Annotated in this window: 10 protein-coding genes and 1 pseudogene; 7 read left to right on the forward strand and 4 right to left on the reverse strand. The window is 65.5% G+C overall.

The genetic code is table 11. From position 1 onward, the window contains the following. A partial coding sequence (gene ilvD, locus MRY84_RS05180) for a dihydroxy-acid dehydratase (RefSeq protein WP_291504681.1) occupies positions 1-1170 on the reverse strand: 1170 nt, incomplete at its 3' end. A 245-nt stretch (positions 1171-1415) separates the two neighbouring features. Between ilvD (MRY84_RS05180) and ilvD (MRY84_RS05185) the strand changes: the two genes are divergently transcribed. Further along, a complete protein-coding gene (gene ilvD / locus MRY84_RS05185) occupies positions 1416-3119 on the forward strand; it encodes a dihydroxy-acid dehydratase (protein ID WP_291504682.1) in 1704 nt (567 codons plus the stop codon). A 51-nt stretch (positions 3120-3170) separates the two neighbouring features. Here ilvD (MRY84_RS05185) and MRY84_RS05190 read toward each other — a convergent pair whose 3' ends face one another. Beyond that, positions 3171-3413, reverse strand: a complete 243-nt coding sequence (locus MRY84_RS05190) for a TIGR04438 family Trp-rich protein (RefSeq protein ID WP_291504683.1) — start codon at positions 3411-3413, stop codon at positions 3171-3173. 114 nt (positions 3414-3527) lie between these two features. Here MRY84_RS05190 and MRY84_RS05195 point away from each other — a divergent pair, with 114 nt between their 5' ends. Then, positions 3528-3833, forward strand: a complete 306-nt coding sequence (locus MRY84_RS05195) for a c-type cytochrome (RefSeq protein ID WP_142145031.1) — start codon at positions 3528-3530, stop codon at positions 3831-3833. A 171-nt stretch (positions 3834-4004) separates the two neighbouring features. On the opposite strand, the gene MRY84_RS05200 is transcribed toward MRY84_RS05195, so the two are convergent. Together MRY84_RS05200 and acs are read right to left on the reverse strand one after the other, a co-directional pair. Continuing rightward, positions 4005-4508, reverse strand: a complete 504-nt coding sequence (locus tag MRY84_RS05200) for a LapA family protein (RefSeq protein ID WP_291504684.1) — start codon at positions 4506-4508, stop codon at positions 4005-4007. A gap of 370 nt (positions 4509-4878) precedes the next feature. Beyond that, positions 4879-6873 (reverse strand): acetate--CoA ligase, encoded by a 1995-nt coding sequence (gene acs / locus MRY84_RS05205; RefSeq protein WP_291504685.1) that lies wholly within the window; start codon positions 6871-6873, stop codon positions 4879-4881. A 188-nt stretch (positions 6874-7061) separates the two neighbouring features. Between acs and MRY84_RS05210 the strand changes: the two genes are divergently transcribed. The 5 genes and pseudogenes from MRY84_RS05210 to MRY84_RS05230 all read left to right on the forward strand — a co-directional run. Next, positions 7062-7670, forward strand: a complete 609-nt coding sequence (locus tag MRY84_RS05210) for a TIGR00645 family protein (RefSeq protein ID WP_291504686.1) — start codon at positions 7062-7064, stop codon at positions 7668-7670. Between the two features lie 277 nt (positions 7671-7947). Further along, on the forward strand, positions 7948-8805 hold the full coding sequence (locus tag MRY84_RS05215; protein WP_291504687.1) for an intradiol ring-cleavage dioxygenase: 858 nt from the start codon (positions 7948-7950) through the stop codon (positions 8803-8805). A 166-nt stretch (positions 8806-8971) separates the two neighbouring features. After that, positions 8972-9274 carry a hypothetical protein gene (locus MRY84_RS05220; protein ID WP_291504688.1) on the forward strand — a complete coding sequence of 101 codons (303 nt, stop codon included), beginning with the start codon at positions 8972-8974 and terminating at the stop codon, positions 9272-9274. A gap of 20 nt (positions 9275-9294) precedes the next feature. Then, the gene (locus MRY84_RS05225; protein WP_291504689.1) at positions 9295-10878 is read left to right on the forward strand and encodes an ATP-binding protein; all 1584 of its coding nucleotides are present in this window, start codon (positions 9295-9297) and stop codon (positions 10876-10878) included. Next, positions 10875-11066, forward strand: a pseudogene (locus tag MRY84_RS05230) (DNA-binding response regulator); the annotation flags it as partial. The gene MRY84_RS05225 and the pseudogene MRY84_RS05230, both read left to right, overlap by 4 nt.

An 11066-nucleotide genomic window follows, 5' to 3' on the forward strand; every position in this document is an offset into this window, starting at 1 on the left:
GATGCCTGCGGGGCCTGCCATGTAGAAGGTGCGCACGGCCTCGTCTTGTGTGCGCACGATGTCCCACTGGTCCAGCGCGTCTTTCAGCGTGGGGGCGTGCACGGTCGGCACGTCGGTGTGCAGCTTGCCCGCGCGGTCCAGCTCGCCCAGGATGGCCATGATGCCGCCCGCGCGGTGCACGTCTTCGATGTGGTACTTGTTGGTGTTGGGCGCCACCTTGCACAGCTGCGGCACGACGCGCGAGAGGCGGTCGATGTCGGCCATGGTGAAGGGGATCTCGGCCTCTTTGGCAATCGCCAGCAGGTGCAGGATGGTGTTGGTGGAGCCGCCCATGGCGATGTCCAGCGTCATGGCGTTCTCAAACGCCTTGAAGCCCACCGAGCGTGGCAGCACGCGCTCGTCGTCCTGCTCGTAGTACTGCTTGGCCAGTTCCACGATGCGGCGGCCTGCGCGCTTGAAGAGCTGTTCGCGGTCGGCGTGCGTGGCCACCACCGTGCCATTGCCGGGCAGCGACAGGCCCAGCGCTTCGGTCAGGCAGTTCATGGAGTTGGCGGTGAACATGCCCGAGCACGAACCGCAGGTGGGGCAGGCCGAACGCTCGACCTCGGCCACGTCGGCGTCGGAGTAGTTGGTGTCGGCGGCAATCACCATCGCGTCCACCAGGTCGAGCTTCTTGAACTCCATGACCTTGGTGACCGGGTTGGCCAGGCGGGTCTTGCCGGCTTCCATCGGGCCGCCCGAAACGAAGATCACCGGGATGTTCAGGCGCATGGCGGCCATCAGCATGCCGGGGGTGATCTTGTCGCAGTTGGAGATGCAGACCATGGCATCGGCGCAGTGCGCATTGACCATGTATTCGACCGAGTCGGCAATGATGTCGCGGCTGGGCAGCGAATACAGCATGCCATCGTGGCCCATGGCGATGCCGTCGTCCACGGCGATGGTGTTGAACTCCTTGGCCACGCCGCCAGCGGCTTCGATCTCGCGGGCCACCAGCTGGCCCAGGTCCTTCAAGTGCACATGGCCGGGCACGAACTGGGTGAACGAATTGACCACCGCGATGATCGGCTTGCTGAAGTCATCGTCTTTCATGCCGGTGGCGCGCCACAAAGAACGCGCGCCTGCCATGTTGCGACCGGCGGTGGAGGTTTTGGAACGGTAGATGGGCATCGTGCTGGCTTCTGAAAAATCGCTGAAAGGGAAGCGGGCCGCAGGAATAAAGGCCCCTCGCGCACCCGCGCCTACAACCTCTTGAGCCGTGCCGGGAGCAAACTGTCAATTATCGCCCAGCCCCCCCAACACGCCCGGGGGCCAGGGCGTAGGGGCTGGCATGCAAGGACCACACGCGCGGCGACGGCACTGGCAGAATGTTTTACTCCGCTCCAGCCCCAACCCCGACACCAGGACGCCCCACGATGACCGACTCCAACAAGCCCTCCGCGCCCATCAATCGCCGCAGCGCCAACATCACCCAGGGCAAGTCGCGCGCACCCAACCGCTCCATGTACTACGCCATGGGCTACGAGGACGGTGACTTCGTGAAACCCATGGTCGGCGTGGCCAACGGCCACAGCACCATCACGCCCTGCAACAGCGGCCTGCAGAAGCTGGCCGACGCGGCCATCGCAGGCATTGAGGAAGCCGGTGGCAACGCCCAGGTGTTCGGCACGCCCACCATCAGCGACGGCATGGCCATGGGCACCGAAGGCATGAAGTACAGCCTGGTCAGCCGCGAAGTCATCAGCGACTGCATCGAAACCTGCGTGGGCGGCCAGTGGATGGACGGCGTGCTGGTGGTCGGCGGCTGCGACAAGAACATGCCCGGCGGCCTGATGGGCATGTTGCGGGCCAACGTACCCGCCATCTATGTGTATGGCGGCACCATCCTGCCCGGCCACTACCAGGGCAAGGACCTCAACATCGTGAGCGTGTTCGAGGCCGTGGGCGAAAACGCGGCGGGCAAGCTCAGCGACTTTGACCTGAAAGAAATCGAGAAGCGCGCCATCCCCGGCACCGGCTCTTGCGGCGGCATGTACACCGCCAACACCATGAGCAGCGCGTTCGAGGCCCTGGGCATCAGCCTGCCCTACTCGTCCACCATGGCCAACCCGCACGACGAAAAGATGAACTCGGCCAAAGAATCGGCCAAGGTGCTGATCGAGGCCATCAAGATGGACCTGAAGCCCCGCGACATCGTGACCAAGAAGTCCATCGAGAACGCCGTGGCCGTGATCATGGCCACGGGTGGCTCGACCAACGCCGTGCTGCACTTCCTGGCCATTGCCCACGCTGCGGGCGTGGAGTGGGACATTGATGACTTCGAGCGCATTCGCAAGAAAACCCCCGTGCTTTGCGACTTGAAGCCCAGCGGCAAATACCTGGCCGTGGATCTGCATCGTGCGGGTGGCATCCCGCAGGTCATGAAAATCTTGCTGAACGCGGGCTTGCTGCACGGCGACTGCATCACCATCCAGGGCAAGACGATTGCCGAGGTGCTTCAAGACGTGCCCGACGAGCCACGTGCCGACCAGGACGTGATTCGCCCCATCAGCAAGCCCATGTACGCTCAGGGTCACCTCGCCATTCTCAAGGGCAACCTGAGCCCCGAGGGTGCCGTGGCCAAGATCACCGGCCTGAAGAACCCCGTGATCACCGGCCCCGCCCGCGTGTTCGACGACGAACAGTCGGCCCTGCAGGCAATTCTGGACGGCAAGATCAAGGCTGGCGATGTAATGGTGCTGCGCTACCTGGGCCCCAAGGGCGGCCCGGGCATGCCCGAGATGCTCGCCCCCACCGGCGCACTGATCGGCGCGGGCCTGGGAGAGAGCGTGGGACTGATCACCGACGGCCGCTTCTCCGGCGGCACATGGGGCATGGTGGTCGGCCACGTGGCGCCCGAGGCAGCAGCAGGCGGCACGATCGCCTTTGTCAACGAAGGCGACAGCATCACCATCGACGCGCGCCAACTGCTGCTGCAGTTGAACGTGCCCGAGGAGCAAATCGCCCAGCGCCGCGCTGGCTGGACGCCTCCCGCGCCACGCTACACACGCGGCGTGCAGGCCAAGTTCGCATTCAACGCATCAAGCGCCAGCAAGGGAGCGGTGCTGGACGCCTATTGACGTGGCACTCTGCCGCATCATCAACAAACATGCGCAAAGAGCCACGCGGGCTCAGCGCGGTTTGCGGGGGCGCATGCCCAGCGCCTCTTTTTGCTTGTCGATGCGGTCGCGCTTGCGCTTTTCCATCTTTTCCACAGCTTTACGTTTGGTGTATCCCGTGGAATCAGCCCAGGCCCACCACGCGGCCGTGGCACCAAAGGGCGCAAGGATCCACCACCACGACCAGGCGGCGACCGGCCCGATCTCGAAATATTTCAGTGCGAGAAGCACCAGAGAAAGACCCAGCAGGTACATCGCAACCTCCGAAAAAAGACCCGTCCAGCCCCTTGACCAGGGACAAAGGCCTGTCAACCCAAGCCACTACAATTCCATTAGAAGAACTGTAACTCAACCCCAGGAAATCCCACCATGAAGCGTACCCTGATCACCCTTGCCATGACCCTGTCGGTTGCAGCACCGGCGATGGCAGACCTGGCCTTGGCCACATCCAAGAATTGCATGGCCTGCCATGCCGTGGACAAGAAGCTGGTGGGGCCTTCTTACAAGGATGTGGCCGCCAAGTACGCTGGCCAGAAGGATGCCGCGGACAAGCTGGCAGCCAAGATCATCAAGGGTGGTTCCGGCGTGTGGGGTCCCGTGCCCATGCCCGCCAACGCCCAGGTCAACGATGCCGAAGCCAAGAAGCTGGCTGCCTGGGTGCTGACCCAGAAGTAAGACCTTCGAAGGGGCGGTGCAACAGCCCCCTCCACCAGTTGACGGCCGCGCCACACTGTGACGCGGCCGTTGTCGTTTGGGGTATCCGATGATGATGGTGATGACGAGTGGCGGCGGGCAAGGGGGACGCGGCCTTCGCCCTCCTCCACCGATCAACCCGCGCAGCGAGGTTCAGTAGGCGGAAGGGCTTGGGCGGGACGCCGACGGCGCAGCGGCATCCACGCTGTTGCGGGTGCGCAGCTGGTGCTCCAGCTGTCCCACATACGCTGCCGTCGAATTGTCGGATTCGGCAGCGCGCGCCACCAGGCGCGCCTCCAGTTGGTCAATCCTCGCCAGCAAGTTCGCGTGCGACTGCTGGTGTTGAGCATCCAGAAAGGTCCGCAGATCGGTAAAACGCGAGGCTTCTGCCTTGTCGGCCAGTTCACGCTGCGCATGCATCTCCTTGTTGTGGCGCCGCGTCTCCAGCAGCACGGAGCCCTGAAGCGACAGCACGTAGGCCAGGAAGAAAATGCCCAGCAGCACCGTCAGGCCCAGCATGATGAGGCCCAGAGGTGCGTCAAACACCACCACACCCAGGGACACGAGAGTCGGCGCGGCGAGCGCCGGCCAGTTGAGAGCAGCCAGTGCCGCGATGGCAAGCACCGTCAATACCAGGACAAGGGAACGCAGATGCATGGAGGGCTCCGGTAGACCGCGCAGGCAGGGTGCCCGGCGCGCAGTGCTGCCGTTGTAACGCAAGCTGAGCCCCATGCCTGCCTTGGCCATCGCATTTCCGGTGTCGTCCTACAGCGGGGATCGCGGTCCCGGCCGGGATGGGGCAGGCGCCGCGTTTACCCGAAGTTCGATCGCTGCTTCGAACCCGGCAAGCCGCAGTGCGCTGGCGCCGTTGCACGGCGCCTCCTGGATCAATTGGCCTCGCGGCTTCGATCACGGGCGGTGGGTGAGCCAACAGGGTTCTGTGGCCACGTCATATCGCTGCGCGATATGAGTGTCCCCCAACCCCGCAAGCGCTGCGCGCTGGCGCCGCTGCACGGCGCCCCCTGGATCAATTGGCCTTGGCCAATTGATCCAGGATTGCGGGGTTTTCCAGCGTACTCGTGTCCTGCGTGATGGCTTCGCCCTTGGCGATGCTGCGCAGCAGGCGGCGCATGATCTTGCCGCTGCGGGTCTTGGGGAGGTTGTCGCCGAAGCGGATGTCCTTGGGCTTGGCGATCGGGCCGATTTCCTTGGCAACCCAGTTGCGCAGCTCGTTGGCAATCTGCTTGGCCTCTTCGCCGGTGGGGCGGGCACGCTTGAGCACCACAAAGGCGCAGATGGCCTCGCCGGTGACATCGTCGGGGCGGCCCACCACGGCAGCTTCCGCCACAAGGTCAGTCTTCGCTACCAGGGCCGACTCGATTTCCATCGTGCCCATGCGGTGGCCCGACACGTTCAGCACGTCATCAATACGGCCTGTGATGCGGAAGTAACCACGGTCCGCACTCCGCACGGCCCCGTCGCCGGCCAGGTAGTAGCCCTTGAGTTCTTCGGGGAAGTAGCTCTTCTTGAAGCGCTCGGGGTCGTTCCAGATGGTGCGGATCATGCTCGGCCACGGACGCTTGATGACCAGAATGCCGCCCGATCCATTGGCCACGTCGTTGCCCGTCTCATCCACGATGGCAGCGGTGATGCCAGGCAGGGGCAGCGTGCAGCTGCCGGGCACCAGCGGCGTGGCACCGGGCAGCGGCGTGATGACATGGCCGCCCGTCTCCGTTTGCCAGAAGGTATCAACGATGGGGCAGCGCTCGCCACCCACATTCTTGTAGTACCACATCCAGGCCTCGGGGTTGATGGGCTCGCCCACGCTGCCCAGGATACGCAGGCTCGACAGGTTGGAACGGGCGGGGTGCACGGCCTCGTCCCCTTCGGCCGCCTTGATGAGCGAGCGGATCGCCGTGGGCGCCGTGTAGAAGATGGTGCACTGGTGGCGCTCGATCATTTGCCAGAAGCGGCCGGCGTTGGGGAAGGTGGGGATGCCTTCGAAGACGATTTGCGTCGCACCTGCGGCGAGCGGGCCATAGGCCACATAGGTGTGCCCGGTGATCCAGCCAATGTCGGCCGTGCACCAGAAGACGTCGTCCGGGCGCAGATCAAAGGTCCAGTCCATGGTGAGCTTGGCCCACAACAGGTAGCCCCCCGTGCTGTGCTGCACGCCCTTGGGTTTGCCGGTCGATCCGCTGGTATACAGGATGAACAGGGGATGCTCGGCGCCGACAGCCACCGGCGCGCATTCAGACGACTGGCCCTGCAGCGCTTCGGCAAAGGTCTTGTCGCGGCCTGCCACCATGTTGCAGGCGGTGGCGGTGCGCTGGTACACGAACACATTGCGGATGGTGTCGCAGCCGCCCATGGCCAGCGCTTCGTCGATGATCGCCTTCAGCGGCAGTTCCTTGCCGCCGCGCATCTGGTAGTTGGCCGTGACCACGGCCACGGCACCCGCGTCGATGATGCGCTCTTGCACCGCCTTGGCGCTGAAGCCGCCAAACACCACGCTGTGGGTCGCGCCGATGCGGGCGCAAGCTTGCATGGCCACCACGCCCTCGATGGTCATCGGCATGTAGATGAGCACGCGGTCGCCCTTGGTCACGCCATGGGCCTTGAGCGCGTTGGCGAACTGGCTCACCCGCGCGAGCAGTTCCTTGTAGGTGATCTTGGTGACAGTGCCATCATCGGCTTCGAAGATGATGGCCGTCTTGTTCTCGGTGGGGGTGCCGATGTGGCGGTCCAGGCAGTTGGCCGATGCGTTGAGTTCCCCATCAGCGAACCACTGGAAGAACGGGGCATTCGACTCGTCCAGTGTGCGCGTGAACGGCTTGCTCCACTGAACGTTCTCGCGGGCCAGGCGCGCCCAGAAGCCTTCGAAGTCCTTCTCGGCCTCGGCACAAAGCGCCTCGTAGCCGGCCATGCCCGACACCCGGGCCGCCTTGACCACCGCGGGGGCCGGCGGAAACACGCGGTTCTCAACCAAAACGGACTCGATCGCGGATGTGGGCGCACTCATGGTGTTGTCTCCTGGTCTGATGGAATTGGAATTGGGCGGTACTGTCGGACGCGGCACTTACAAGCCACTGACTGGCACGAAGCTTACAGAATCCGTCACCCCAGGGCACTGATGAATGCCCGGGGTGCCCCGATTCGGTCACGCCATCCCCCTAAAATCGCGCGACCCGAGACCTCCTCACCCAACCCATGTCCGCACCCCCAAACCCCACCACCTCCTCCCCCCTGCGTCCGCTGCCTTCGCTGATCTTTGCCAGCCGCTGGCTGCAGCTGCCCCTGTACCTCGGGCTGATCCTGGCCCAGGCCGTGTACGTTTTCCACTTCTGGGTGGAGCTGGTGCATCTGATCGAGGCCGCCTTCGGCAACACGGCGGCGCTCAAGCAGCTGGTGTCCAGCATTGGCTACAAGAGCGACTTCGAGGTGACCGCACTCAACGAGACCATCATCATGCTGGTGGTGCTGGCCCTGATCGACGTGGTGATGATCTCCAACCTGCTGATCATGGTGATCGTGGGCGGCTACGAGACTTTCGTGTCGCGACTGCACTTGGAAGATCACCCCGACCAGCCGGAGTGGCTCAGCCACGTGAATGCCTCGGTACTCAAGGTCAAGCTGGCCACCGCCATCATCGGCATCAGCTCCATCCATCTTCTCAAGACCTTTATCAACGCGGCGAATTACGACTTGAAGGTGCTCATGTGGCAGACGATCATCCATGTGGTGTTCCTGCTGAGCGCGCTCGCCATTGCCCTGACGGACCGACTGATGTCGCACCCTGCGCCGCCGCCCCGCCACTGACACTGATATTCACGAGGCCCCTCTACGGAGGCCGAGCCCCCCCGACTCTGAGGGCCTCGTGCCACCAGGGATGCCCATCGTGGCAGCTCCCTGCGTGGCTTCGCGGCCTTTTTCGGCGTGGACGCATGGCAGCCATGCCGAAAAAATTACCCCATCGCCTGGGTGGGTGAGCTTTTAAGCCACCAAAAATATAGCTAAAAGCCCGCATCCTTCTCTCCCAAATTTCTCCTCAATCGGGCGGCACAGTGCAGGCCATTCCCACTTGCAGGAGAAATCCATGGAACGCACCACTGCCGGCCCCACCATCACTCCATTCGCCATCCAGGCACCCGCCAACCGCCGCTTGGCACTGAACGCCCTGGGCTCCCTCGGCGTGGCCACCCTGTTCGGCTGCGGCGGCGGAGACACCGAAACCACGGACACCACCGACGCCACCGGCACAGCTACAGGGACCGGAACGGGTACAGGGACCGGGACCGGCACCACGACCACGTGCTCGGTCGTCCCCGAAGAAACCGCAGGCCCCTACCCCGCCGATGGCTCCACGGCCAGCAACAACACCTACAACGTGCTGGCGCTCAGCGGCATCGTGCGCTCGGACATCCGCAGCTCCATCGGCTCGTCCACGCAGGTCAGCGGCGTGCCGCTGACGATCACCATCACGCTGACGAACACCAGCGCCGGCTGCGCAGCGCTGTCGGGCTACGCCATCTACCTGTGGCACTGCACGCAGGACGGCAACTACTCGGTCTACAGCTCGAACAACATTGCCGACAACTACCTGCGCGGCGTGCAAGCCACGGATGCCAGCGGAACCGTGACCTTCACCACCATCGTGCCCGGGTGCTATTCCGGCCGCATGCCCCACATGCACCTGGAGATCTACCCTTCGCTCGCCTCTGCCAATAACGCACGCAACAAGGTCAAGACCACGCAGCTGGCCTTCCCCACCGAGCTGCTCAGCAGCATCTACAGCGCCAATTCCGGCTACAGCGCCAGCGTGCGCAACCTGGCTTCCATCACCTTTGCCACCGACAACGTCTTCAGCGACGGCACCGCGCTGGAGATGACCACGATGCAGGCCAACAGCGGCGGCGGGTACTCGGCCAGCATCACGATCTCGATTGCGGCTTGACTGAAAGCCCCATTGAGGCACCTCCGGCGCCCTCCCCAGGAGGGGAACGCACCCGGTGGCCCGCCAAAGCCGGTTCTACGGGTGTACTGGCCTGGGCCGCGCCGGCTTCTGGTGGCGAATCCACTCATTGAACGCTTTTCTCCACAACACTGACGGAAAAATCACCATGACTTTGCACTCTCTTCGCCTCCACCTGCTGGCCCGCATGACCCTCGCGACCGTACTGGCAGCCACATTCGCCGCCCCCGTGCTGGCGCAATCGCAGGGCCGGCAAGAGCCGCCCGCTCCGCCACCCGAAGCCTATGCCGCCTGCAAGGGCAAGACCGAAGGCGCCAGCGTGACGCTGACCATGCCCGACGGCAAATCGCTCGCAGGCACATGCCGCACAATGGGTGGCACCCTGGTGGCCATGCCCGCAGGCGGGCCTGGCGGCCCCGGCGGTGCAGGCGGCCCGCCCCCCGCCCGCTAGACCGTCCTGCTGCCCCATCGATGCCCCACCTGACCCTGCACCGCAAAGCCTTCATCGCCTTAGCAGCCCTGCTGGTGGCCTTGTTGCTGATCTTTGCAGGCTTTTCGCGGCTGGGCTTGCAGCGGGGCCTGGGGCCGTATGTGGCAGAGATCGAACTGGCCCGCATGGACTGGCTGGCCGAGCGCCTGCAGGCCCACCACACGCAGACGGGCGGTTGGGACACCCTGCGCAACCAGCCCCGCCTCTGGGGCCAGCTCAGCCACCCTGGCAGCGGCCTGCGGCGATCAAACACCCAAGGCGCAGAAGGCACCCCGCCCACCGACCGGAGCGGTTCGCCCGGCATGCCCCCCGAACTGGCGAACGGCAACCCGGCAGCAGACCGCAGCATGCAGCAGCCCCCACCACCGCCCCCCGACGGCGGCCCGCCCCCGGGCGAGCGCGGCGCGGGTGGCCCACAACGCCACCCCGACGACCGGTTCCCCCGCCTGGGCCTGGTGGATGCCCAGCAAAACCTGGTGGCTGGCACGCCCCCCCAGCCGGGTGGCGCGCGCCTGGCACTGACCGGCGCCGACGGCAAGACCATCGGCCAGTTGGTGCTGGCACCTCCGCAGGGTGTGCGCAGCGAAGCCGACCAGGCCTTTCTGGCGCAACACCTGGGCTTTGTGGCATGGACCGGCCTGGCCGGGCTGGCACTGGCACTGCTGCTGTCGGGCTGGCTTGCACGGCGCTGGCTGGCCCCCGTCGAGGCGCTGGCCACCGGCGCGCGCGGCATTGCGCAAGGCCACCTGCACACCCGCGTGCCCGTGCACGGCAACGACGAGATGGCCCAGCTGGCTCGCACCTTCAATACCATGGCCGAACAACTGAGCAGCATCGAGGCCAGCCGCCGCCAGTGGCTGGGCGACGTGGCCCACGAGCTGCGCACCCCCCTGGCCGCCATGCGCGCCGAAATCGAGGCCGTGCAGGACGGCATCCGCCCGTTTGACGACAAGACCGCGCTGCGCCTGCACCGGCAGGTGATGCGCCTGATCCAGCTGGTGGGCGACCTGCGCGCCAGCCTGGACGCGGCGGGCACCAGTGCGCGCTCGGCCCAGGTGCCCGTACACCCGCTGTCGCTGCTGAACGAGGCGCTCGCATCCATGCGCCCGCGCTTGGCGCATGCGGGCATCGACGTGGACACCACCGGCCTGGGAGCCCTGACCGCGCAGGTTCCGGCGCAGCCTGCCCCCCTGGTGCGGGGCGATGCGCAGCAACTGCACCAGGTGTTCTTGAACTTGCTGGAAAACAGCCTGCGCTACACCGACACGGGCGGCCTGCTGCGCCTCTCGGCACGCCTGTTGCCACCGGCCGATGGAGCCGCCCAACTGCAGGTGCAGTTGGACGACAGCGCGCCCGGCGTGCCCGCGCACGAGCTGCCACGCATCTTTGACCGCCTGTACCGCGCCGAAACCTCGCGCAACCGCGACCATGGCGGCTCGGGCCTGGGCCTGGCGATCTGCCGCGCCATCGTGCTCGCGCACGGCGGCACGCTGACGGCCGACACCTCACCCTTGGGCGGCCTGCGCATCACGCTGCAACTGCCACTGCTGGACAACCCCTCATGAGCCACCGCATCCTCGTCGTCGAAGACGAACCCGACATCGCCGCCATCGTGGTGGACTACCTGCGCCACGCGGGCTACACCGTGGAACACCAGGCCGAGGGCCGCGGGGGGGGCCCCCCCCGGCGGGGCGCGCCCCCCGCCCACACCCGGGTGGGAAAAAATCTGCCCCGCCGGGTAGGGGTTTATAAA

Origin of the sequence: Acidovorax sp. (genome assembly GCF_022763525.1) — a bacterium.
Classification (GTDB): domain Bacteria; phylum Pseudomonadota; class Gammaproteobacteria; order Burkholderiales; family Burkholderiaceae_C; genus Acidovorax.

Bases quoted from the DNA above. Each gene is read 5' to 3' on its own strand.
- ilvD (WP_291504682.1), top strand. From the start codon at position 1,416: ATGACCGACTCCAACAAGCCCTCCGCGCCCATCAATCGCCGCAGCGCC.
- MRY84_RS05190 (WP_291504683.1), bottom strand. From the start codon at position 3,413: ATGTACCTGCTGGGTCTTTCTCTGGTGCTTCTCGCACTGAAATATTTC.
- MRY84_RS05195 (WP_142145031.1), top strand. From the start codon at position 3,528: ATGAAGCGTACCCTGATCACCCTTGCCATGACCCTGTCGGTTGCAGCA.
- MRY84_RS05200 (WP_291504684.1), bottom strand. From the start codon at position 4,508: ATGCATCTGCGTTCCCTTGTCCTGGTATTGACGGTGCTTGCCATCGCG.
- acs (WP_291504685.1), bottom strand. From the start codon at position 6,873: ATGAGTGCGCCCACATCCGCGATCGAGTCCGTTTTGGTTGAGAACCGC.
- MRY84_RS05210 (WP_291504686.1), top strand. From the start codon at position 7,062: ATGTCCGCACCCCCAAACCCCACCACCTCCTCCCCCCTGCGTCCGCTG.
- MRY84_RS05215 (WP_291504687.1), top strand. From the start codon at position 7,948: ATGGAACGCACCACTGCCGGCCCCACCATCACTCCATTCGCCATCCAG.
- MRY84_RS05220 (WP_291504688.1), top strand. From the start codon at position 8,972: ATGACTTTGCACTCTCTTCGCCTCCACCTGCTGGCCCGCATGACCCTC.
- MRY84_RS05225 (WP_291504689.1), top strand. From the start codon at position 9,295: ATGCCCCACCTGACCCTGCACCGCAAAGCCTTCATCGCCTTAGCAGCC.